Consider the following 22,690-nt stretch of genomic DNA (forward strand, 5'->3'; position numbering starts at 1 on the left):
CCGGCTATTCGCGCAATCGTGGCATCCCGTGCTCGTCGCGTTCCTCGATCACCGCGCGATCGTGGATCTGCTGGCGCATGTCACGGCCCGGCAGTTCGGTGACCGCCTCGCCCCGATGCAATCGCAGCGCATTGCCATAGCTCAGCCGCGCACGTGATTCATCGCCGGCCTGGGCGAAGCCATGGCCGAGCTCTTCCCACGCGTCGCCGCTGGCACCTTGCGCCAGCGCGCGATGCAGATAGTCCTCGGCTTGTGGCCACTGTCCCTGGGCACGATTCAGCCGGGCCAGCGTCAGCAGCAGGCCGGGACTGGCAGGGTGGGCTTGCAACCAGCGCTCGGCATTCTTGTGCCGGCGGTCCAGCTGACCGATCGGCAGGCGGCCATACAACCCGGCCAGCGAGTCGTCCCACTGCTTGTCCAGCGCCTGCTCGACACTCTTGGCGGCGGCCTCCTCCCAGCGCAACGCCGCGGCGCGCTCGGCATAGGCGCTCACCGTGCCGGGGTCGGTACGGAACGGCTTGGGCAACGCTTCCCAGCGATCGGCCAGTACATTCGCGTCCGGCGCCTGGCGCAGTGCGGTTTCGGACCACTCGGTTTCCAGTCGGTCCAATTGATCGACCGGCAGGACCTTCTGCTGCCGCATTGCGCCCAACAGGCCGTAGGCCTCACCGACATCGCCGGTCGCGGCCAGTGCCTGCGCGCGCAGGAACAGCCCGCGCGGTGGCAGGGGTTGCACGTTGGGAGTCTCCAGCGCCAGCAGGGCATCGCCCGGCCGGCCGTCCGCCAGTGCCAGGTCCGCCGCGGTCAGCGCACGCGTCACCGGGTGCGGGACCGCCAGACCATCCAGGTACTGGTTCGCCTGGGCCGTGTCGCCGCGGGCGGCAGCGGCGCGCGCAGCGCCAATCCGGGCAATATGGGCGACACCGTCGTCTTCTGCGCCGGGGTTGCGCGCCGCCTCTTCCAGAAGCTTCTCTGCACGGTTCCAGCGGCCCAGCTCAAGCGCGTCCAGTCCATCGATCAGCTTGGCGCGGGCGGCTTTTTTGCGCCGCCGCCGCAGCGCGACGATGGGCAAGCTGATCATCTTCCAGATCAGCCACAACACCAGCAACGACCCCAGCCCGATCAGGACCGCCGCAGCCAGGGTGGTGGTATAGCGGGTGCCGCGATAATCCAGAATTAGCGAGCCGGGGTCTTGCACCAGCAATTGCGCGACCAGCGCGCCGACCAGTATCAGCACGATCCAGAACAACAGGTTTCGGAACAGGTTCATTCAATAGGCTCCCGATGCATGGCGCGAGACTGACGCAATTGGTTCAGTTGGTTCAGTGTGGTGCCAAGGGTTGGAAGCGAAAGTGAAAGTGGCATTGCCGCGATCTCATCCAGCGCGATACGCCGCGCGCGTGTCTCGTCGGCGGCAGCGGGCAGGCGGTCCAGCCAGAGCCGGGCCCGGGCGAGCGCGGACCGGTAACCGTCAACGTCGCGACGCTCTGCGGCCGCCCTGGCCAGGGTGATCTCCAGTTGCAGTCCTGTCTCGGTCGCAGCGCGGTCGGCCGGGTCCATGGTTATGGGTTCGTCGTTCCGGCGCACTTCCACGATGCCGCCAAACGCACGCTTCCACCACGGCGCTGCGGCAGCGCTTGGTGGAGTTTGTAGCGGGGGTGTCGCTTCGATGCGCTGGGCGAAACCATCCAGCCGCGCCAGTGCCGCCGCGCGGGGCTCGGTGTCGGCCTGGTCCAGCGCGGCCCGTTCCTGCCCCAGGGTCTGGCGCAGGCTCAGATAAGCGGGGTCATCGACGCGCTCCAGCACGCTGGCAGCAAGTGCGTACGCGCGCCGGGCGCCATCCAGGTCGCCGGCAATCATCAGTCGTTGCTGAGCGATGCCCAGCAGCAGTGCGGCCTCGTCCAGCCGTAACGCCTGCACGCCACGAAGGCTGGGGTCGGAATAGCGTGCGAAGCTGCTTTCAATCAAGGCCGAGCGCTCGGCCAGCCCGAGCAGTTCGCTGCGCAGGACCTGGTTGGTGGCGACGGCCTGTTGCAGGCGTTGGGTCTGGGCTTTCTGATTGCGGCGCAGCAGGTCGACGCGCTGGCCGAGCGCATCCAACTGCAAACCAGTGGCATTGCTGGTCGCCTGCTCGACGGCCAGGCCCCGTTGCCACTGTTGCCAGCCAACCCATCCGGCTGCCGCGATCAACAGCAGTACGATCAACCACGGCCATTTACGGCGGCGGCGCGGAGTCGAATCGGACGAGGTCGTGGACACGGCAGGCGCAGTCAGGTTGGGGTCAGTCAATGTTACCGGAACTGCTGCCCGAACCCGATGCGGCCGGGTCCCGGGACAGGGCGGCCAGTGACGCGGCGACGAGATCGGTCGGTCGGGCGCTGTGGGCGCGGTGGCAACGGGGGAACCCAAGTTCGCGGGCAAGATCACCCAATCGCTCACTGGCGACGGCGACCGGCATCGCCTGCAACCGCGCGACGACATCGTCGGGGACGCTGGCGACCACCAGTTGCAGGGCCTCTGCACTGGACACCGCCAGCACCGCGGGGGCCGCCAGGCGACGGATCGCGGCCAACGCCCGTGGCGAAGGTGTTACCGGCACCCGCTGGTAGACGTTGGCGCGGATTACCTGTGCGCCACGTGCCTGCAGGGCCGGAGCAAGGACACCGCGCCCACCGGGTGCGGTCACCAGTCCCAATGTGCTGCCCTGGAGTTGCTGCAGCCCGGGCAGTGCCAACAAGCCTTCACTGTCCATTCGCTCGGGAGTCACCACCGCCGTGATGCCGGCCCGACGCAAAGCCAACGCGGTACCGGCTCCAACCGCAAACCAGCCTTGGCCGGGCGCCACTCGCAACGGTTGCAGGGCCGCCGCGGCGCGGGCCGCGGCAGGGCTGGTGAACAGCACTCGCGATGCTGCCAGGGCGGCCTTCAGGGCATCGCGGTTGTCGGGGTCATCAATGGCCTGTAGCGTCCACGGTGACAATGCAAGCAAGCCGCCGTCATGACGCGCAGCGGCCCGCCGCAACGTCGCATGCCCGCCGCGTGGCCGCAGCGAGATCACGTACCATGCAGCGGGCAATGAGCGCGATGACATCGCGACAGCTTGGCATGCGTGTTGGAAGGTTGCATTCGCCATGCCCCAAGCCCGCCACTTTCCCCTCCCCGCCGGTAGCGCCGGCTCGACAGAGTTCCCATGCCGTATAGCGACGCGCTGCAACGCCTCACCCATCACTATCAGTCAATGCCGCCGGTGGCGGCCATGGAACTCCGGATCGACGGTTACGATGGCCAGCGGCTGCAGCTGCATGCGCCGCTGGCGCGTCATCTCAACGACAAGGGCTGCGCGTTCGGCGGCAGCCTGGCGTCGGTCATGACCCTGGCGTGCTGGGGCCTGATGTCGTTGCAGGTCGAGGCAGCGGGTGTCGAGGCCGATGTCTATGTTGCCGACAGCCAGGTCCGCTATCTGCTGCCGTTGTTCAATGACCTGCAGGTGAGCGCCGAGCTGGCACCGCGGTCGAACTGGGACCACTTCATCGCCACCCTGCGCCAACGCGGTCGGGCGCGGGCGCATCTGGTGGCGCGGGTGCCGTTGCCCGATGGCCGGATCGCGACCGATTTCACGGCCCGCTACGTCGCCATCGTCCGCTGACCGGCAGCCCGTCACGTAGCCCGCTAGGATGGCGGTTCTGCCACCGCACTGGAACCTGCATGCCCCCTCGCCAATTCGAGTCCACGTCCTGGTTTCATCGCCTTGTCTCGCGCCCGTTGTTGCTGGGCGCGCTATTGGGCTTGCTGGCCCTTGGCGGCTGTGCGAGCGGCAGTCCGGCCGCCAGTGCTCTCGATTCCGCGCAGTATGCCTGGTCGGGTGCGATCCGCTGGGGTGATTTCGGCGGTGCGCGCAACCTGGTCGATCCCGAGGTCCGGGCCGAAAATGCAATAACCGAGCTGGAGATGAAGCGCTATGAGCAAATCCAGGTCTCTTCGTACCGTGACGTCGGCTCCACCCGCAATCTCGAGGCGGGTACGGCGATGCGCAACATCCAGATCGGTGTGATCAATCGACACACCATGACCCAGCGAACGGTGAATTACCGCGAACAATGGCGTTACGACGAGGCCGTGAAGGGCTGGTGGCTGACCAGTGACCTGCCCGACCTGTGGGCGGGGGAATGACGGCTTTTTTGCACGCCCGGCGGCGCTGGGCGACAATCCCCGCCCCATTGCCCTGCCCGTGACCCCGTGACTGTCGAAACCCTGCTGGCCTTCGCCGAGCGCAACCTCTATCTGTCCCTGGCGCTGGTGGGTATCACCGTCGCGCTGGCCTATGTCGAGATCTCCCGCCTGTTCCGTGGCTATACCGCGTTGCGGCCGGCCGAGTTGACCGGGTTGATCAATCGCGACAACGCGCTGGTGATCGACCTGTCGCCTGCCAATGATTTCGAAAAAGGCCACATCGCCGGCAGCAAGTCGGTGCAACCCAGCCAGTTCGACCCGGAAAGTAAATTGCTGGCGCCGGTCAAGGCGCTGCCGGTGGTGGTGACCTGCCGTAGCGGCCAGACCTCGGCCAGCGCCGCCAAGCGATTGAAGAAAGCCGGTTTCGAGAAGGTGTACTGGCTCGATGGCGGCGTCCAGTCCTGGGTGCAGGCGGACATGCCGCTGGTCAAGGGACGCCGTTGATCGGACGCGGCTGGCTATTGCAACCCGGCCAAACGCCCCCAGCCTGAGTTTCCGAGGTGCGCGAACGTGCGTGCCATAATCTTTCCTTGCGCTTTACTGGAGTCTCCTGATGTCCGAAGAAACCCTCAATGGTGCCGCGGCGCCTGCCGATGCCGCCGCCACTGGCCCCTCTTTCACGATCGAGAAGATCTATGCCAAGGACGTCTCGTTCGAGGTTCCTGGCGGTCCGGCCGTGTTCAGCGAGCAGGCGCAGCCGCAGCTGCAGTTGAACCTCAACCAGAGCGTGCAGCGCCTGAACGAGACCAACTACGAAGTCGTGCTCGGAATCACCCTGACCTGCAATGCGGATGACAAGCCGCTGTATCTGGTGGAAGTGAAGCAGGCGGGCGTGTTCACCCTGAGTGGTTTCGAGGCCGCCCAGCTCGACAACCTGCTGGGTATCCATTGCCCTACCGTGCTGTATCCGTACGCGCGTTCATTGATCAGCAACCTGGTCCAGTCCGGTGGCTTCCCGCCGTTTTTCCTGCAGCCGATCAACTTCGATGCGCTGTATGCCGAAGGCCTGCGCCAGCGCTCGGAGAAGCAGGCGGAAAGCCTGGGCAACGCCGAGCCCGCCGGCAACGCCTGAGCGACCAGGATGCCGACCCGTTTGAACGAGGCCGAGGGGTTGCGCATCGCCGTGCTGGGCGCGGGCTCCTGGGGCACCGCCCTGGCCTCGCTGATCGCACGCCATGGGCATCAGGCGGTGCTGTGGGGGCGCGACGCTTCGGTCATCGCGACGATCGACCAGGGCCAGCAGAACACGCGTTACCTGCCCGGTGTGCCGTTGCCCGATACCTTGCGCGCGACCACCGATCTGGCCGTGGCGATGGCGGGTGTCGATCTGGTACTGGTCGCAGTGCCTTCGCACGCGTTCGCGGACACCTTGCGTGCGTTGGCACCGCACCGCCCGGCGCATGCCGGCGTAGCGTGGGCGACCAAGGGCTTTGAGCCCGGCAGCGGCCGCTTCCTGCATGAGGTGGCCGCGCAGATCCTGGCGACCGACCCACCTGGCGCGCCGGTGCCACTGGCGGTGGTGACCGGCCCGTCGTTTGCCAAGGAGGTCGCCCGCGGCCTGCCGACCGCATTGACCGTGCACTCCGACACACCTGCGTTTGCACAGCAGGTCGCCGAGATCCTGCACGGACCGAGTTTCCGCGCCTACACCGGTGACGACATGCTCGGCGCCGAGCTGGGCGGCGCGATGAAGAACGTGCTCGCGGTGGCCACCGGGGTTGCCGACGGCATGGAGTTGGGGCTGAACGCACGTGCCGGGTTGATCACCCGTGGATTGAACGAGATGCTGCGCCTCAACCGCGCCCTGGGTGGCCGCCCCGAGACCCTGATGGGGTTGGCCGGGTTGGGCGACCTGGTGCTGACCAGTACCGGTGACCTGTCACGCAACCGGCGGCTGGGATTGGCGCTGGGCCGGGGCCAGTCGATCGAGGACGCGGTGCGCGAGATCGGCCAGGTGGTCGAATCGGTGCAGACCGCCGATGAGGTCATGCGGCTGGCGCGTCGACACGACGTCGAGTTGCCGATTGCCGAGGCGGTCTACGCGGTGTTGCATGGCGAGATATCACCGGGCGAGGGTCTGCGCCAGTTGATGGGACGCGAACAAAAAGCCGAGTATCCTGGCGCCCTGTTTGGCTGACACCGCTTGATTGGCAGCCAAAAGAAAACCCGGCCGAGGCCGGGTTTTCTGATCGCGACGATCGGGGAGAGAGAGATCGCAATCTGTTGCAGGGTGCTGCTTAGAACGTGATGCGCGGACCAATGAAGTACTGGGTGTCGCCGTCGACGAACTTGACATCGCCGCTCAGGCCCCAGGTCGGGTTGAACTTGAACTGGGCGCCAAGGCGGCCGTAGAAATCGCCGTCGTAATCGCTGCCATCCTCATACCCGGCCAGCGCGTAGCCTTCCAGGTTGGGGGTCATCGCGCCACGCACGCCGGCTTCGACGCTGTAACCATTGAGGCTGTTGTTGAACTCGTCCTCGGAGCGCTCGTAGGCAACCCGGGTCAACAGGTCCGCACGCGGCGAGATCTCGTGGTTGTAACCGATACCCACGCGCATCTGGTCGATGTCGACACCTTCGTACGGAATCCCGAGGACGCTGAAATCGTCCGTCTTCTGGCCCGAATAGCCGCCGAACACGTGGAAGTTCGGCGCGATCGCGCCAGAACCGGCGATGGCCCAGCCATCGGCGCCAGTGGCGTCGGTATCGGTGTTGATGTAACCGCCTTCGACATAATTATAGGAAACGCCATCGGCCGCGGACGCCGCGAACGGCAGGGCAGCAACCAGGGTCAGGGCGAGCAGTGACTTCTTCATCGGGCTTGGCCTCTCGAATTTGGTAGTTCGTTCGGGTGCGGCCCCCTCAAACCAAGGCGACATCGCGACCCGACGCCGGCAGTATCGCGGATGCAACAAAATCCCAACTGAATAATGTACGTGCCGGTACAGGAACTACAGGCGGCATTCAGGGTGGGGCGGAAGCTGGCGCCATTGCGGTCGGCCATTGACCCAGGCATGCATGCGCCCGGCCTAGACTGGATGCGCGGGAACAATGACGGAGACCGTGCCAATGACGACATCGCCAGCCACCCTCGCGCTTGTCGCCGATGTCGGTGGCACCAATTCCCGTTTCGCGTTGACCGATACCGCCGATCCGCGACCCGGGCTGCTGCAGCCGCGCCAGTTGGCCAACGCTGGTTTTCCGAGCCTGCAACTTGCCGCGGAACACTATCTGGATGAGGTTGGCGTGCGTCCGGCCCACGCGGCAATCGCGGTAGCGTCCCCGCTGGCCTCCGACGTGATCCAGTTGACCAACCGGGCGTGGTCGTTCAGTCACGCCGGTTTGCAACAGGCGCTGGGGCTGCACGAGTTGCGGCTGATCAATGACTTTGCGGCGGTCGCGTGGTCGCTGACCGCGCTCCAACCGGATGACTGGACTGCGCTGTCAGGTCCGGATGCAAACGGGCTGCGGGGGCCGGTCAGCGTGCTTGGACCCGGAACCGGCCTCGGCGTCGCCCAATTGGTCGGCTGCCCGTCCGGCGGGTGGCACGTGGTGGCGACTGAGGGCGGACACGCGACATTCGCCCCGGTCGATGAGTCCGAGCACGCCATCGCGGCCTGGTTGGGGCGAAAGTTTGGCCGAGTTTCCAATGAGCGCCTGCTCAGTGGCAGCGGGCTGGCATATATCGACGCGGTGTTGCGCGGCGCAGGTCCGCCGGGCGTCGATGAGGGTGTCGTTTTGCGCGCCCCGGCCGAGATCACCCGGTCGGCGCTGGAACGCCAGGAGCCGGCGGCGGTGCGTACACTGAACTGCTTCTGCGCGATCCTGGGCAGCGTTGCCGGCGACATGGCGTTGATCCATGGTGCGCGCAGCGTTGCGATCGGCGGCGGTATTGCACCGCGCTTCATTCCTTTCCTGCGCGAAAGCCCGTTTCGCGAACGGTTCCTGGACAAGGGACGTTTGACCGCTCGCCTGGAATCGGTGCCGGTGCGCGTGGTGACCCATCCGAACCCGGGCTTGCTGGGAGCGGCGGTCGCATTGCGCGCCGCCGGCGCCTGAACCCGCTCAAGGCGGCCGTCCGGCCTGATCCAGGTCAGTGCGATACGCGGACATCGTAGCGAGACTGCGTACATCGGCCCGCCATCCCGCCACCGTTGCAGCGCCTGCAAGGAGCTTCGTCATGACCACCCGCTTCACATCGATCTCGACCAGCATCCTCGACGCCGTCGGCGATACCCCGCTGCTTGAAGTGGAGGGCATCTACGCCAAGCTGGAGTTCCTCAACCCGTCGGGATCGATCAAGGCGCGTATCGCCAAGTACATGATCGAACGGGCCGAGCAATCGGGCGCGCTCAAGCCCGGTGACACCATCGTGGAAGCCACCAGCGGCAACACCGGCAACGCGCTGGCGATGGTGGCCGCAGTGAAGGGCTACCGGATGCTGGTGGTGATGCCGCAAGGACTGTCCAGCGAACGGGTGGCGATTTCACGCGCCTATGGCGCGCAGGTGAAGTTCTGTGGCGACTTCCACGTCAACGCCGCCTTGGAGATGGCGCGTGAACTGGGTGCCAAGCCGGGTCATTTTTGCCCCAGCCAGTTCGAGTCGGAATGGAACGTCGAGGAAAACCGGGTGATCCTCGGTCCCGAAATTCTCGCCCAGTTGCCCGACGGCGTGGTGCCCGACGCGCTGGTGGTCGGGGTCGGCACCGGCGGAACCCTGATTGGCGTCGGCCAGGCGTTCCGTGCGGTCAACCCCAACGTGCGGCTGTTTGCGATGGAGCCGTCGGAATCGCGCACCCTGCTTTGCGGTGAAGTGGCGCTGCACCAGATCGAGGGCATCTCCGATGGCTTCGTGCCGGGGATCTTCCAGCGCCACGGCGCACTGGTCGACGAGGTGACCAGCGTTGCCAGCGCCGAGGCGGTACAGGCCATGCGCGACCTCGCCAGCAAGCACGGTTTGTTCTGTGGCCCCAGCTCCGGCGCCCACCTGCTGGCGGCCAAGCGCGTGCGCGAGCGGCATCCGGAGCTGAAAACCGTGGTGACCCTGTTCTGCGACAAGGGCGAGAAATACCTGCAGGACTACTTCATGCAGGCCGAAGGCGATCTGCCGGAGCCGAGCCCGTTCGCGTGAGCCCGGCGCGCGCCCGGCATGTGCCGCCCGGCGCGGCGCGGCGCGACCGGCCGGCGTGCAGTGCCTGACCATCGGCACGGGGACCGGTCCGGCGGGTTGGTTACCATCAAGGACTTGCCGTGGCCGGCCCGGTCGCGCTTATCGAGTCGGAGCTTCACGATGCGCAAGACCAGTCTTTCCCTGATTATCGCCGTGGCGTTGGGCAGCCTTGTCGGCTGCCAGTCGACACCACCACCGGCGGAAGCGACGGGTACCGCCGTGTCGGCCGGGTCGACCGCGCTGTCGGCACGCTTTGACAAGGTCGCCGAATCGCTGCTGATGCGCGGGCTGGAACGCAGCCCCGAGCGCTCGATCTACGCCGGCCGTTACGACAACGCGGCGACCTTGACCATCCCCGACGCCGCCCGGCGCACGGAAGATCTTGCCTTCGCACGCGCTGGCCTCGCCGAGCTGGCCGGGTTCGATCCGGCGCGCTTGCCGCCCAGCGAGCGCATCGACTACGAGCTGTTGAAGAACCAGTTTGAATCGAGCATCTGGTACCAGACCACGTTCCGCAGCTGGGCCTGGAATCCGGCCAGCTACAACGTCGCCGGGCCGATCGCGCTGCTGCTCAACACCCCATACGCCGAGGAGGATGCGCGCCTGCGTACCGTCCTGGCGCGGCTGGAGCACGTGCCGGAGTACTACGCTGCAGCGCAGGCGAACATCGACAATCCCACCGCCGAGCACGTGGAGCTGGCCATCGTCCAAAGCGATGGCACGTTGAGCGTACTGGGCGATGGCCTGCGCAAGCAGGTGGCCGAGTCGGGTCTGGACGCGGCCGAGAAGGCGCTGTTTTCTACCCGTGTCGATGCCGCGCGCACGGCCGTCGAGCACTGGGCAGACTGGTTGAAAGCCGAGCAGTCGCAGCTGGCCGCGGGTGACACGCGCTCGTTCCGCATCGGCGAGGAGTTGTACGAAACCAAGTTCGCTTTCGACGTGCAGTCGCATTTCACCGCCGCGCAGCTGTACCAGCGTGCGGTGGAAGCAAAGAACACCCTGCACGAGCACATGGATGGCCTCACCCGCGAGTTGTGGCCCAAGTACTTTCCCGACACCCTGATGCCGGACGATCGCCTGGTCCGGATCGAGCAGATGATCGACAAGCTTTCCGCGCGTCATGTCGACCGCGACGAGTTCTTCGACGAGATCAATCGCCAGATCCCGTTGTTGGCCGACTTCGTGCGCGAGCATGACCTGCTCGACCAGGACCTGAGCCGCCCACTGGTGGTGCGCGAAACGCCCGAGTACATGCGTGGCGGCGGCGCGGGAGCCTCGGTCAGCGCGCCGGGCCCGTTCAATCCGACCGCCAACACCTACTACAACGTCAGTCCGCTGGATGGTTACACCGATGCGCAGGCCGAGAGCTTCCTGCGCGAGTACAACCACTGGGTGCTGCAGGTGCTCAACATCCATGAGGCGATCCCGGGGCACTACACCCAGTTGATGCATGCCAACAAGAGCCCCAGCCTGATCAAGGCCATGCTCGGCAACGGCGCGATGATCGAAGGGTGGGGGGTGTATGCCGAGCGGATGATGCTGGAGTCCGGTTGGGGCGACCAGGCGCCCGAGATGTGGCTGATGTACGACAAGTGGAACCTGCGCGTGGTCACCAACGCGATCCTCGACTACGCGGTCCATGTGAAAGGCATGACCGAGGCGGAGGCGATGGCGCTGCTGCAACGCGAGGCGTTCCAGGAAAAAACCGAAGCCGTCAACAAGTGGCGTCGGGTGCGCCTGTCACAGGTGCAGCTGACCTCGTATTTCACCGGCTACACCGAGATCTACGACTTCCGCGAACAGCAGAAGGCGACGTTGGGCGATGACTTCGACTTGAAGACATTCCACAACCGGTTCCTGAGCTACGGCAATGCGCCGGTACCGGCGATCGTGGAGTTGATGACCGAGTAGGTCGCCAGACCCGGCCGCCATCGTGACGGCGCGCCAGCTGGCGTGCCGTCCTGGTCCGGGTCGCCTGGACGGCTACACGCTGCCGGCAAATCCATGCTGGCGCCAAGCTTCGAACATTACTACCGCGACCGCATTGGACAGGTTCACGCTGCGGTTGTCGGGCTGCATCGGCAGCCGGATCCGCTGCTCCACCGGGACCTGTTCCAGTACCTCCGGCGGCAGCCCGCTGGTCTCGCGTCCAAACAGGAACGCGTCGCCCGGTTGATAACCCGGGGCGTCAAAGCGGGTTGCCCCGCGGGTGGTCACCGCAAACAGTCGCGGCGTGGCGCGCTGGGTTTCAGTGATCGCGGCCAGCGTAGCGGCGAGGGTGTCATGGACCTGTACCCGGGCGTACTCGTGGTAGTCCAGGCCGGCGCGGCGCAGGCGCTTGTTGTCCAGCTCGAAGCCCAGCGGCCGGACCAGGTGCAGCCGCGCACCGGTGTTGGCGCACAACCGGATCGCGTTGCCGGTGTTGGGCGGGATCTCGGGCTGAAACAGGATGACGTTGAACATCGGCACAGTCTAGAAGGCGTAGCCATTCGCGGGAATGCTCCATGGGGTCCAGTGCGGTGGCGGCACGCTGATCCGGTGACCATCGGTGGGGGGTGACTTGTGACCCGGTACTCATAATTCAAGTACCGTTAAGATTGGCGCTTCCGCCCGTGCCGGGCGATCCACATGCAAAAGGAGTATTTCATGTCCGTATCGTCCAGCTTTCCGGCAACCCCGCACCCCTCGGCCGTCCGACGCAGCGTGCTCGCCCTGGCGCTGGCAGCCGCCGTGGCGGGTCTGGCCCTCGCCCCGACGCTGGCGCGCGCGGACGTTGTTCCGACCACAGACGCCCCGGCCGCGGCCAATGCCGGAGCCGAGAGCGTGGATATCGCGTACCAGGAGTTCACCCTGCCCAACGGGCTGCGGGTGATCGTGCATGAAGACCACAAGGCGCCGATCGTCGCGGTCAACGTCTGGTATCACGTCGGCAGCAAGGACGAGCCGCGCGGCCGCACCGGCTTCGCCCACCTGTTCGAGCACCTGATGTTCAACGGCTCGGAGAACGCCCCAGGCGAGTACTTCGACCCGTTCGAGTTGGTCGGCGCTACCGACATGAACGGCACCACCAACACCGACCGCACCAACTACTTCCAGAACGTGCCGACCACCGCGCTCGACACCGCGCTGTGGATGGAGTCCGACCGCATGGGCCACCTGCTGGGTGCGATCGACCAGAAGACCCTCGATGAGCAGCGTGGGGTGGTCCAGAACGAGAAGCGCCAGGGCGAGAACCAGCCCTACGGCCAGGTCTGGACCAAGCTCAACCTCGCCCTGTATCCGGAAGACCACCCGTACCACCACAGCGTGATCGGCTCGATGGCCGACCTCAACGCGGCCTCGCTGGAAGACGTCAAAAACTGGTTCCGCGCCTGGTATGGCCCCAACAACGCGGTGCTGGTGCTGGCGGGCGACATCGACCTGGAGACGGCGAAAAAGAAGGTCGCCACGTATTTTGGCGCGATCCCGGCCGGTCCGGACATGGCGCAGCCGCCGGTCGATGTCGCCGTGCGTCCCGCCGACACCCGCGAGACCATGCACGACGCCGTTCCGCAGGCGCGCATCTACCGGGCCTGGAACGTCGCGCCAACCGGCACCACCGACGTCGACCAGTTGCACGTACTGGGGCAGATCCTCGGCGGCAGCGACACCTCGCGGCTGGAGAAGCGGCTGGTCCACGGGGATAAACTGGTCGACAGTGTCAGCGCCGGCGTCAGCGAGTCGCAGTTGGGCTCCAATTTCCTGGTGACCGCCAGCGTCAAGGAAGGCGTCGACCCGAAAAAGGTCGAAGCGATCATCGACGAGGAGCTTGGCAGGCTGCTGACCGAGGGCCCGACCGCCCAGGAGCTGGAGCAGGCCAAGACCGTGATCCGCGCCGGTTTCATCCGCGGGGTCGAACGCATCGGTGGCTTCGGTGGCAAGGCCGACGCGCTGGCCAGCTGCGAGATCTTTACCGGCGATGCCGGCTGTTTCCGCGAAAGCATGGCGATGATCGCCGCGGTGACCCCGGCCCAGTTGCAGGCCGTCGGCAACCAATGGTTGGGCGATGGCGACCACACTTTGGTGGTGCTACCCGGCGAGCGCACCGCGCTGGCCGAAGAGCCGGCCGTCGAGCCTGCGCCGCTCACGCTGCCGCCGGTCGATCCCGGATACAGCGTGTTGCCGGCCACGGTCGATCGCAGCAAGGGCGTGCCGATGCCCGAACAGTTCCCCGAACTCAAGTTCCCACAGCTGCAGCGCGCGACACTCGACAATGGCACCAAGGTGATCCTCGCCGAGCGTCACGCCGTGCCGGTGGTGCAGATGAGCCTGCTGCTGGACGGCGGTTACAAGGCCGACGTGCTGAGTGACGGCAAGCTCGGCACCTCGAGCTTCACCATGAGCATGCTCGATGACGGCGCGGCGGGTTACAGCGCGCTGGAGTTCGCCGCCGCGGCCGAGTCGCTGGGCGCGAACCTGAGTGCCAATGCTTCCCTCGACGGCGCCAGTGCCTCGCTGTCGGCGTTGAAGGAGAAGCTCGACCCGTCGTTGGCCCTGTTCGCCGACATGCTGCGCGAGCCGACCTTCGACCAGGCCGAGATCGACCGCATCAAGGCCAGCTGGATTGCCGGTATCAAGCAGGAGAAGGCGCGTCCGAACGCGGCCGCGCTGCGGGTAATGCCGCCGCTGTTGTACGGCGAGGGTCACGCCTACGCGATGCCATTCAGTGGCTCGGGCACCGAAAAGTCGATTGCCTCGCTGACCCGTGCCGACCTGGTCGAGTACCACGACACCTGGGTACGGCCGGAGAACGCAACGCTGGTCGTGGTGGGTGACACCACTCTGGAGCAGATCGTGCCATTGCTGGAAAAGCACCTGGGCGACTGGAAGGGCGAAGGCGAGCCGGCCGTCACCGCGTCGGTGGCCCAGGTGGCGCTGCCGGATGCGTCGCGCGTGTTCCTGATCGACCAGCCGGGTGCGGTCCAGGCCAATATCTACGTCGGCCAGCTGGTGCCCTCGACGATGTCGGATGACGCTACCGAGTTTGATTTCGCCAACACCGTGCTCGGCGGCCAGTTCAGTTCCCGCCTCAACATGAACCTGCGCGAGGACAAGCATTGGGCCTATGGCGCCTACAGCTTCTCGCCAAACGCACTGGGGCAGCGGCCGTGGCTGGCGTTCGCGCCGGTTCAGATCGACAAGACGGCCGAGTCGATGGCCGAGATGAAACGCGAGATCACCGAATACGCGGATGGCTCGGCGCCGGCGACGGCCGAAGAAGTCGCGAAGGTGCGTTCCAACGAAATCCGCAGCCTGCCAGGCGCCTATGAAACCGGCCGCGCCGTGCTTGGGACGCTCGCCGGGATCGTGCGCTACGACCGCCCGGATGATTACGTGTTCGAGCACCAGGCGGAGATCAAGGCATTGACTCCGGCGCAGGTGGCCGAGGCCGCCGGCACCATCGCGCCGGGTGCGCTGACCTGGGTGGTGGTGGGCGACCTGGACCAGATCGGCGCGCCGGTGCGGGCGCTCGAGCTGGGCACGGTCCAGGTGCTGGATGCCGATGGCAACCCGGTCGCCGCCACGGCGAAGGCGACGCCGGAACCGACACCGGACGCGATCGAAGCCGCTGACGCCACCGAAACAGAAGGCAACGGCAACTGAAGTCGACGTTTTTCATCGCAACCAACCCGGGTGGGCGCGCATCGCGTGTCCGCCCGGCTCGCGCTTGTCTTGTCCAGGCCTGTCTTGTTCAGGCCCGGGTGCAAAAGCGTCGCCAAACGGGGCCACAATTGAACCCCGCTTCGTCGTCCCAGGAGTCCCCATGATTCGCCTGTTCATTCTCGGCTGCGCCACGTTTGCCCTCGCCAGTGGCTGTACCTGGGTGCCCATGGCTCCCGGCGCCAGCGCGGTGCAGGTGATTTCCGCTGGCCCGGCGCCGACCGACTGCACCAAGCGCGGCGACATTGCCGTGTCAGTCAAGGACAGCGTGGCGTTCTACGAGCGCAATGACCTGCGGGTGCGGGAGGAGCTGGAGACCTCGGCCCGCAATGAAGCACCGGGTATCGAGGCCGATACCATTCAGCCGTTGGGGCCGCCTTTGAAGGGGGAGCAGCGTTTCGCCGCCTACCATTGCGGTGGCAACCAGCCGGCGGCCAGTTTGGGGATTCCGGTCGCGCCCAAGGGTGAAGTGCAAACCTATCCGGTCGGTGGCTGACCCGGGCAGCGGTGGATTGGTTAATGCAGGCTTGCCAGCAAAGCGTTAACCTGTCGGGATACCTGTCTTTCTGGTCTACCATTCATGCAGTTCCAACATGTCGCCATTGCCGGCTTGGCCCACATCGACGCGCCGCGCCGGCTGAGCTCGAACGAGATCAACCTCCGGCTCAAGCCGACATTGGACCGTCTGGGTATCCGCACCGACGTGCTGGGAGATATTGCCGGTATCCACGCGCGACGTCTTTGGGACGGCGACATGCTGGCCTCCGATGCGGCCACCCTGGCCGCAGTCAAGGCGCTGGCGGACGCGGGCATCGATCCCAACCGGATTGGCCTGCTGGTCAACACCTCGGTCAGCCGCGATTACCTGGAGCCATCCACCGCCTCTATCGTCAGCGGTAATCTCCGCCTGCCCGACACCTGCCAGAATTTCGACGTCGCCAATGCCTGCCTGGCGTTCATCAATGGCATGGATATCGCCAGCCGCATGATCGAGTGCGGCGAGATCGATTACGCACTGGTCGTGGATGGCGAGACCGCCGACCTGGCTTACGAGAAGACCCTGGAGCGCATGACCCGCGCCGACTCCACCGAGGCGGATTTCCGTAGCGAGTTGGCCACCCTGACCCTGGGCTCGGGTGCCGCGGCGATGGTGATGGCGCGTGCCGAGCTGGCGCCGGGTGCACCGCGCTACAAGGGCGGGGTGAGTCGTGCGGCGACCGAATGGAACAAATTATGCCGGGGCAATCTTGACGGCATGGTCACCGATACCCGCCTGCTGCTCAGCGAGGGCATCAAGCTGGCTGAGAAAACGTTCGGGGTCGCCAAGCAGAAACTGGGCTGGGTAGCCGAGGAGCTGGATGAGTTCGTGATCCACCAGGTCAGCAAGGTCCACACCGCCGCCTTCACCAAGGCGATGGGTATCGATCCGAAGAAAGTCCTGACGATATTCGGCGAGCACGGCAACATCGGACCGGCATCGGTGCCGATCGTACTCAGCAAGTTGCGTGAGATGGGTCGATTGAAAAAAGGTGATCGGGTGGCCCTGCTGGGTATCGGCTCGGGCCTGAATTGCTCGATGGCCGAGGTGGTCTGGTAACCATCAGGTCACCGCCCACGACTTGCCACCTTCCTGCTCGGACTTGCCAGCGCGACCCTTGCGTGCGCGAGCCTGGCCGCCACCGCGCAGCAGCTGCCGACGCCGGCTGCTCCGGTGGCATCCGCCGCCATGGCATCCGCCCCCGATGCAGACAAGCAGGTCATCGCCGCCGGTACCGTCCCCGACGAGGCGACCCGTGCGGCGATACTGACGCGGCTGGGTGAGCTGTACGGTCCGCAGCGCGTCGTCGACCGGATCGAGGTGGACGCCGTGATCGCTCCACCCAACTGGCGGGACCGCGTACTGGGCATGCTCGGGCCGCAGCTGCAGCAAGTATCGGCCGGGCAGCTGGCCATCGATGGCACCCGTATTCGCGTCAGTGGCCAGGTCAGTAACGAGGCCGCGCGCCAGCAGGTGGCCAGCGCCATTGCCAATGCCGCCAGCCCGGACTATGTGCTGAAAAATGCGTTGAGCAACGGCGGTGACGACCATGGTGCCACCCCGCAGGCACTCCTGGACGGGACGCTGGCCGATCGCATCATCGAGTTCGACAGTGGCAGCGCGACCCTGACCGCCGGCGGCCGCGCCATCCTGGATGAGATGGCCGCCGCACGGGCGCAATTGGACAACCAGCAGGTCCAGGTGATTGGCCATACCGGCAGCGTCGGCCTCCGCCAGGCCAACATTGCCCTGAGCCTGCAGCGGGCGATCATGGTCAAGGCCTACCTGGAGCACCACGGCATCAGTGCCGATAACCTCGGGGTACAAGGCTTCGGGCCGGATCGACCGATCGCCGACAACGCCACCGATGAGGGCCGTTCGCGCAATCGTCGGATCGAGTTCCGGGTGCTGTGACCCGCATCGGCTGACGCTGGCCGGCGCATCCCACTAAACTGTGGTGATGACTATCCGACCGTTTTCCGACCACACCCCGACCCTTGGCGAGCGCGTCTACGTTGACCCGGCGGCCACCGTCATCGGTGCCGTCAGTCTCGCCGACGACGTTTCCATCTGGCCCGGCTGCGTGCTGCGTGGTGACGTCAATTCGATCCAGGTTGGCGCGCGTACCAACATCCAGGACGGCACCATCGTCCATGTCACCCACGAAGGACCGTTCACCCGTCCCGGTGGGTTTCCCACCGTGATTGCCAACGACATCACCATCGGCCATGGCGCGATCATCCACGCCTGCCAGCTGGATGAGTTCTGCCTGGTTGGGATGGGCGCGATCGTGCTCGATGGCGCGACGGTGTCGCGATACGGGTTCGTGGGTGCTGGCGCCGTGGTGCCGCCGGGAAAGACCGTTGGCGAAGCGGAGTTGTGGCTCGGCAATCCGGCGCGTTACGTGCGCACGCTGAGCGACCGCGAGATCGAGCAACTGCAGTACAGCGCGCGCCACTACATGGCCTTGAAGGACCAATACCTGCAGCAGGCCAAGGCCTGACCGGACGTTTCACCGTCCGGGCGCACTCAGGCGCCCGGGTCGCTTGCGTCAGGCGAGGGTAACCGGCACGTTGCTTCTAGCGCGCAGCTCGGCGTAGATCGTATCGCCGTCCGGACGCACGCCGTGCCAGCACTTGAAGCTCTCGGCGGCCTGCTCCACCAGCATTCCCAACCCATCGATCGTCTGGTCGGCGCCCGCGGCGCGAGCCCAGCTCAGGAATCCGATCGCCGCCTCGCCATAGCCCAGGTCGACCACGTCGCAACGCGGGGCAATCAGGGAGTTGGGTAGCGGTAGCTCGCCACCATCCATGTTCCGGCCGATCGAGGTGGCATTGATGATCAGGTCGAATGCACCCACCGTGCCCAAATCGGAGAAGTTGCGCGGGTGCACCCGGCTGGGCTCGCCCAGCAGGTCGGAGAGTCGATCGGTGCGGGTGTCGGTGCGGTTGACGATGAACAACCCGGCAATGCCGGCATCGAGCAGGGCCGGAGCCACGCCGTGCGCCACGCCGCCCGCGCCGATCAGTAACACCCGGCGGCCGCGCAAATCCTGGCGGTGCCGGTCGGTGAGGTCGCGCACCAGACCGAGTCCGTCGGTGTTGTCACCCTCCCAGCCGGACTTGGTGCGGATCAACGTATTGACCACCCCACAGCGTCGGGCGCGATCGGTCAGGTTGCCGCAGATTGCGGCCGCACGGGCCTTGTTCGGCAAGGTGACGTTGGCGCCGATGCCGCCATGGGCAGCAAACTCGACCAGTGCAGCGTCGAAATGCTCGGCATCGGCATCGATGCTGTCGTACTCCAGCGCGATCCCGGTTTGCCGGCCGTAGGCGGCGTGGATCAGCGGTGACAGTGAATGCGCGATCGGGTGACCGATCACGGCGAAGCGGGGAATGGTCATGGTGGCCTCGCTTGGAAATGAAGAATGCATACAGGCAGACGCGCAAAGCGACATCACACGGCCTTGTCACGCAGTCTACCCGTCGCGGTGTCAACGCGGCCGGCGGCGAGTGGCACCAAAAGCATTCATGACGCTACGGCGCTTCAGGCGGACTCGTGGATCCACCGGGCTGCATCGAGCGCAAAGTAGGTCAGCACGCCATCGGCGCCGGCGCGCCTGATGCTGGTGAGTGCTTCCATCACACAGCCGCGTTCGTCGATCCAGCCGTTGTTCGCAGCGGCCTTCAGCATCGCGTATTCGCCGCTGACCTGGTAAACGAAGGTCGGCACGCCGAACGCATCCTTCACCCGGCGAACGATGTCCAGGTAGGGAAGGCCGGGCTTGACCATCACCATGTCGGCACCCTCGTCCAGGTCCAGCGCGACTTCACGCAAGGCCTCGTCCGAGTTGGCCGGGTCCATCTGGTAGGTCTGCTTGTCGGCCTTGCCGAGCGCGGACGCCGAGCCGACGGCGTCGCGGAACGGGCCGTAGAACGCGCTGGCGTACTTGGCGCTGTAAGCCATGATGCGGGTGTGGATGTGGCCTTCGGCCTCCAGCGCCTCGCGGATCCGGCCGATCCGGCCATCCATCATGTCGCTGGGTGCGACGATATCGACGCCGGCGGCCGCATGCGACAGCGCCTGTTTGACCAACGCGTCCACGGTGGTTTCGTTCACCACGTAGCCGCTGTCATCCAGCAGCCCGTCCTGGCCATGGCTGGTGTACGGGTCCAGGGCAACATCGGTGATTACCCCGAGCTGCGGGAAACGCTGCTTGAGTGCGCGTACCGCTCGTTGGCACAAGCCATCGTCATCCCATGCCGCCGCGGCATCCAGCGACTTGGCGTCCGGTGCGGTGACCGGGAACAGCGCCAGCGCAGGGATCTTCAGTTCGCTGGCCTGCTCGGCGACCTTCAGCAGCTCATCGATCGACAGCCGCTCCACACCCGGCATCGAGGCGACCGCCTCGCGGCCGGTGAGCTCGTGGACGAAGACCGGGTAGATCAGGTCGTTGCAGGTCAAGACCGTCTCACGCATCAACCGGCGCGAGAAATCGTCGCGGCGCATCCGCCGCGGACGGATATGGGGATAACTGCTCATGGCCGGCATTTTACGCCAGCGCGCCGACAATATCCGGGCCGATGGTCGGGCCTCAGAAGAGCCCGCCACCCAGGCTCAGGCGAACGATGGCGACGATGATCACGATGCCGTTCATCACCAGGCCGGCTTTCGCCCGGCCGCGATTCTGGCTACGGGTGAACGCAATGCCGATGGCGGCGATGAGCGCGCCGACCGCTGCGAACGGAATCAGTAGCCAGTTGGTGATGCCGATGATCGGTATGAGTGCAATCACCATCCAGATCATCGCGACAATGCCCCATAACAGGCTGATCAATCCCATGCTGGTTTCTCCGTCATGCTGTCGCTGGTTTCAAGGTGATCATTATCGCGCCCTGGTCGCCGGTGGGCGAGGATCAAAGGTCATGCGTGCCGTCTATTTCCATTCGCAATTCGCGTCGGCAGATGGCGGCGTGCAGAACGATCCGTGGTACGTCCGGTGCCAGCCGCTGTTCCAGCATCGTGACCATGTGGTCCAGTTCGGCACCGTCGCGCACGTACACCTTCAGGTGCGAGCCGGCACCGAAACTGGTCGGCACTCCGGGTCGAAGGCGGCGGGCGGCGCCAATCAGGCTGTCGAAATTGGCCAAGGTCTCGTCGAGCTGGGTCTCGATCGCGTCGGCATGCCGCGACTCGTGGCCGACGATGGCCGCAGTGCCCGACAGCAGCAACGGCATGGTGCTGCCCGGCGACGGCAGCATTGCGCGAGCGAAGCTGGGTGAACGCGGGCCGTAGCGGCGCGGGTAACGCCAGGCGCTGATTTGGCGTGGGTTCTCCACCGCGGTTCCGGGGGTCTTCGCCGCCAGCCAGTAGACCTGCAGGCGACGCTGGCCATCGACGCGGCCGATGGCGGTCGCGGCGGGCAGTTGCGCGGCATCGAACTCACCCAGCCCGATGGCGCGGCCGACGCAGAAGCGGCGATAACGCTCGCCATCGCCGTCGCCGTCGGTGATCGCGTCCAGGTAGTTCCAGATCCGCAGCAGGTGCGGGTAGCCGCGCCTGGCCGTGAACGCGAGCAGTTCGCGATAGGCGCTCTCGGCGGCGGCACCGATATCCTCACCCGCGGGCTCGTCGATCTCGATGGCCCCAAATTGCAGCGCGCCATCCTCGGCCCAGGCCACATTGCCCTCACGGCCGCGTCGCACGCCCGGGCTGGCGCGCCAGACCTCCAGCGGTGCCTTGCCGAGAGGTTGCAGGCCGACCCGCAGGTAGCGTGGATCGTCATGGTGGGGTGCGGCGTCGCCAAAACCAAACACCGCCAAGGTGTCGTCCGCGGCGAGCAGTTCGGCCAGGTCCTGGTGGACGTAATCGACCGCCAGGCAGGCCGGCGCCGGATGCGGGTGGGAGCCGTGGATCAAGGGTTCAGGGTTGGGCTGGATCATGGCGCCCATGATAGCCGGTGGCCCGTGCACGCCCGTGTGGTTGCGCCGGAGCGCGGCATGCCGGATCGTTACCTCTTTGAATTGTCCTGGAACCTGTCAATGCCCGTACAAACTCCTGCCGAGGCCGCCTTGGCGCAATTGCTGGTTGAAAGCCTGAACCTGGAGGATGTCGAGCCGGCGCAGATCGACCCGCAGGCACCGCTGTTCGGTGACGGGCTGGGACTGGACTCGATCGATGCCCTGGAGCTGGCCCTGGCGATCAGCAAGGTGCATGGGTTCCAACTGCGTTCGGACAATGAGGAAAACCGTCGCGTATTTGCCTCCCTGGCGGCGTTGTCGGCGCATGTCGAACAACACAAGGCCGCCTGATCCGGAGCCCGTGCTGACGACCCGTCAATGACGATCGTGGTGGTCGCGCGGTTGGTGCTGGCCGTCGCCTATCCGTTGCTGGCCCATCGCGCCAGCGTCGATGGCGACAACCTGCTGGCGGCGGTGGCGCTGGCCGATCTGGTGCTGGTCGTGCTGCTGGTGCCATTGGTGCGCCTGCGGGGCTGGGCCTGGGTGGTGATGTTGCTGGCCGTGGCCGGGCTGTGGTCGCTTCATGACGGCGACATCCCGGTGTTGTTGCTGCTGGCACCACCAATGCTGTTCACCGCGTTGGTGTCGTGGTGGTTTGGCCGCAGCCTGCGGCCGGGCCGGGTGCCATTGATCAGCCGGATCGCCGCGGCGATGGAAGCCTGTGAGCCGGCGGCGCTGGAACCGCGGTTGCAGCGCTACACCCGTCGGCTGACGCTGGCCTGGGCGCTGTTGCTGGGTACCCTGGCGCTGGCCGATGGCGTGCTGGCGATGATCGCCGTGCCCGACGGTCTGCTGGTCCGCCTTGGTCAGCCGCCGCTGGTCAGCGTGTCGCAGCAGACCTGGTCGTGGTTCGCCAACCTGCTCGACTACGGCATCATCGGCGCCTTCTTCGTTGGCGAGTACCTGCTGCGCAAGCGACTGTTCCCGGATGCCCCGTATCGGAGTTTTGTTGATTTCCTGCGCCGGATGGCCGCGCTCGGCCCGCGCTTCTGGCGAGACTCATCCCACTGACCGCCGCAGCGGTGCTGGCTT

23 protein-coding genes and 1 pseudogene are annotated in these 22,690 nt (G+C 66.0%); 15 read left to right on the forward strand and 9 right to left on the reverse strand.

All coding sequences use genetic code 11. The annotated features are described in order from the left end of the window. Positions 1 to 4 precede the first annotated feature (4 nt). From ACW7G0_RS12330 to ACW7G0_RS12340, 3 genes are read right to left on the reverse strand one after another with little or no spacing between them, the layout of a single operon-like run. Positions 5 to 1,270, reverse strand: coding sequence for a heme biosynthesis HemY N-terminal domain-containing protein (locus tag ACW7G0_RS12330; protein ID WP_456989982.1), 1,266 nt, complete (start codon positions 1,268 to 1,270; stop codon positions 5 to 7). Next, a complete protein-coding gene (locus ACW7G0_RS12335) occupies positions 1,267 to 2,289 on the reverse strand; it encodes a uroporphyrinogen-III C-methyltransferase (RefSeq protein ID WP_456989984.1) in 1,023 nt (340 codons plus the stop codon). The genes ACW7G0_RS12330 and ACW7G0_RS12335 overlap by 4 nt, the downstream gene beginning before the upstream one ends. Then, positions 2,282 to 3,091, reverse strand: a complete 810-nt coding sequence (locus ACW7G0_RS12340) for a uroporphyrinogen-III synthase (protein WP_456989986.1) — start codon at positions 3,089 to 3,091, stop codon at positions 2,282 to 2,284. Before ACW7G0_RS12340 ends, ACW7G0_RS12335 begins: the two co-directional genes overlap by 8 nt. A gap of 99 nt (positions 3,092 to 3,190) precedes the next feature. On the opposite strand from ACW7G0_RS12340, the gene ACW7G0_RS12345 reads away from it, so the two are divergent. From ACW7G0_RS12345 to ACW7G0_RS12365, 5 genes are all read left to right on the forward strand, one after another. Next, entirely contained in the window at positions 3,191 to 3,646 is a 456-nt protein-coding gene (locus tag ACW7G0_RS12345; protein WP_456989988.1) for a YiiD C-terminal domain-containing protein, read from the forward strand. Between the two features lie 59 nt (positions 3,647 to 3,705). Next, on the forward strand, positions 3,706 to 4,170 hold the full coding sequence (locus ACW7G0_RS12350; RefSeq protein ID WP_456989990.1) for a hypothetical protein: 465 nt from the start codon (positions 3,706 to 3,708) through the stop codon (positions 4,168 to 4,170). A 66-nt stretch (positions 4,171 to 4,236) separates the two neighbouring features. Next, positions 4,237 to 4,674, forward strand: a complete 438-nt coding sequence (locus ACW7G0_RS12355) for a rhodanese-like domain-containing protein (protein WP_456989992.1) — start codon at positions 4,237 to 4,239, stop codon at positions 4,672 to 4,674. A gap of 109 nt (positions 4,675 to 4,783) precedes the next feature. Beyond that, positions 4,784 to 5,302 (forward strand): protein-export chaperone SecB, encoded by a 519-nt coding sequence (gene secB, locus ACW7G0_RS12360; RefSeq protein ID WP_456989994.1) that lies wholly within the window; start codon positions 4,784 to 4,786, stop codon positions 5,300 to 5,302. A 9-nt stretch (positions 5,303 to 5,311) separates the two neighbouring features. Then, positions 5,312 to 6,367: an NAD(P)H-dependent glycerol-3-phosphate dehydrogenase gene (locus ACW7G0_RS12365; protein ID WP_456989996.1), complete on the forward strand. Its 1,056-nt coding sequence runs from the start codon at positions 5,312 to 5,314 to the stop codon at positions 6,365 to 6,367. A 100-nt stretch (positions 6,368 to 6,467) separates the two neighbouring features. Here the strand turns inward: ACW7G0_RS12365 and ACW7G0_RS12370 are convergent, their stop codons facing one another. After that, positions 6,468 to 7,046, reverse strand: coding sequence for an outer membrane beta-barrel protein (locus ACW7G0_RS12370; protein WP_456989997.1), 579 nt, complete (start codon positions 7,044 to 7,046; stop codon positions 6,468 to 6,470). Between the two features lie 253 nt (positions 7,047 to 7,299). Here ACW7G0_RS12370 and glk point away from each other — a divergent pair, with 253 nt between their 5' ends. The 3 genes from glk (at position 7,300) to ACW7G0_RS12385 (ending at position 11,311) form a co-directional block, all read left to right on the forward strand. Continuing rightward, positions 7,300 to 8,289: a glucokinase gene (glk, locus tag ACW7G0_RS12375; RefSeq protein WP_456989999.1), complete on the forward strand. Its 990-nt coding sequence runs from the start codon at positions 7,300 to 7,302 to the stop codon at positions 8,287 to 8,289. A gap of 121 nt (positions 8,290 to 8,410) precedes the next feature. After that, a complete protein-coding gene (locus ACW7G0_RS12380) occupies positions 8,411 to 9,361 on the forward strand; it encodes a PLP-dependent cysteine synthase family protein (RefSeq protein WP_456990001.1) in 951 nt (316 codons plus the stop codon). 159 nt (positions 9,362 to 9,520) lie between these two features. Continuing rightward, positions 9,521 to 11,311 carry a DUF885 domain-containing protein gene (locus tag ACW7G0_RS12385; RefSeq protein WP_456990003.1) on the forward strand — a complete coding sequence of 597 codons (1,791 nt, stop codon included), beginning with the start codon at positions 9,521 to 9,523 and terminating at the stop codon, positions 11,309 to 11,311. A gap of 72 nt (positions 11,312 to 11,383) precedes the next feature. Here the strand turns inward: ACW7G0_RS12385 and ACW7G0_RS12390 are convergent, their stop codons facing one another. Continuing rightward, entirely contained in the window at positions 11,384 to 11,863 is a 480-nt protein-coding gene (locus ACW7G0_RS12390; protein ID WP_456990005.1) for a tRNA (cytidine(34)-2'-O)-methyltransferase, read from the reverse strand. A gap of 183 nt (positions 11,864 to 12,046) precedes the next feature. Between ACW7G0_RS12390 and ACW7G0_RS12395 the strand changes: the two genes are divergently transcribed. The 5 genes and pseudogenes from ACW7G0_RS12395 to ACW7G0_RS12415 all read left to right on the forward strand — a co-directional run bounded on the left by ACW7G0_RS12395 (position 12,047) and on the right by ACW7G0_RS12415 (position 18,141). After that, positions 12,047 to 15,043, forward strand: a complete 2,997-nt coding sequence (locus tag ACW7G0_RS12395; protein ID WP_456990007.1) for a M16 family metallopeptidase — start codon at positions 12,047 to 12,049, stop codon at positions 15,041 to 15,043. 160 nt (positions 15,044 to 15,203) lie between these two features. Next, a pseudogene (locus ACW7G0_RS12400) lies at positions 15,204 to 15,521 on the forward strand (DUF4156 domain-containing protein); the annotation flags it as partial. A 159-nt stretch (positions 15,522 to 15,680) separates the two neighbouring features. Beyond that, positions 15,681 to 16,697, forward strand: a complete 1,017-nt coding sequence (locus tag ACW7G0_RS12405) for a 3-oxoacyl-ACP synthase III (protein ID WP_456990009.1) — start codon at positions 15,681 to 15,683, stop codon at positions 16,695 to 16,697. Between the two features lie 129 nt (positions 16,698 to 16,826). Next, positions 16,827 to 17,552: an OmpA family protein gene (locus ACW7G0_RS12410; RefSeq protein ID WP_456990011.1), complete on the forward strand. Its 726-nt coding sequence runs from the start codon at positions 16,827 to 16,829 to the stop codon at positions 17,550 to 17,552. A 43-nt stretch (positions 17,553 to 17,595) separates the two neighbouring features. Continuing rightward, complete coding sequence (locus ACW7G0_RS12415; RefSeq protein ID WP_456990013.1) at positions 17,596 to 18,141, forward strand: gamma carbonic anhydrase family protein; 546 nt, start codon at positions 17,596 to 17,598, stop codon at positions 18,139 to 18,141. 48 nt (positions 18,142 to 18,189) lie between these two features. Here the strand turns inward: ACW7G0_RS12415 and aroE are convergent, their stop codons facing one another. The 4 genes from aroE to ACW7G0_RS12435 all read right to left on the reverse strand — a co-directional run bounded on the left by aroE (position 18,190) and on the right by ACW7G0_RS12435 (position 21,580). Beyond that, positions 18,190 to 19,041 (reverse strand): shikimate dehydrogenase, encoded by an 852-nt coding sequence (gene aroE / locus ACW7G0_RS12420; RefSeq protein WP_456990015.1) that lies wholly within the window; start codon positions 19,039 to 19,041, stop codon positions 18,190 to 18,192. Between the two features lie 143 nt (positions 19,042 to 19,184). Beyond that, a complete protein-coding gene (gene hemB, locus ACW7G0_RS12425) occupies positions 19,185 to 20,180 on the reverse strand; it encodes a porphobilinogen synthase (protein ID WP_456990017.1) in 996 nt (331 codons plus the stop codon). 52 nt (positions 20,181 to 20,232) lie between these two features. Further along, a complete protein-coding gene (locus ACW7G0_RS12430) occupies positions 20,233 to 20,481 on the reverse strand; it encodes a hypothetical protein (RefSeq protein ID WP_456990019.1) in 249 nt (82 codons plus the stop codon). A gap of 73 nt (positions 20,482 to 20,554) precedes the next feature. Continuing rightward, positions 20,555 to 21,580 (reverse strand): chorismate transformation enzyme, FkbO/Hyg5 family, encoded by a 1,026-nt coding sequence (locus tag ACW7G0_RS12435; RefSeq protein ID WP_456990021.1) that lies wholly within the window; start codon positions 21,578 to 21,580, stop codon positions 20,555 to 20,557. 99 nt (positions 21,581 to 21,679) lie between these two features. On the opposite strand from ACW7G0_RS12435, the gene ACW7G0_RS12440 reads away from it, so the two are divergent. Both ACW7G0_RS12440 and ACW7G0_RS12445 read left to right on the forward strand, forming a co-directional pair. After that, entirely contained in the window at positions 21,680 to 21,949 is a 270-nt protein-coding gene (locus ACW7G0_RS12440) for a phosphopantetheine-binding protein (RefSeq protein ID WP_456990023.1), read from the forward strand. Between the two features lie 27 nt (positions 21,950 to 21,976). After that, positions 21,977 to 22,669: a ketosynthase gene (locus ACW7G0_RS12445; RefSeq protein ID WP_456990025.1), complete on the forward strand. Its 693-nt coding sequence runs from the start codon at positions 21,977 to 21,979 to the stop codon at positions 22,667 to 22,669. Positions 22,670 to 22,690: the final 21 nt, after the last annotated feature.

It is taken from the genome of Lysobacter sp. A286 (assembly GCF_054052105.1).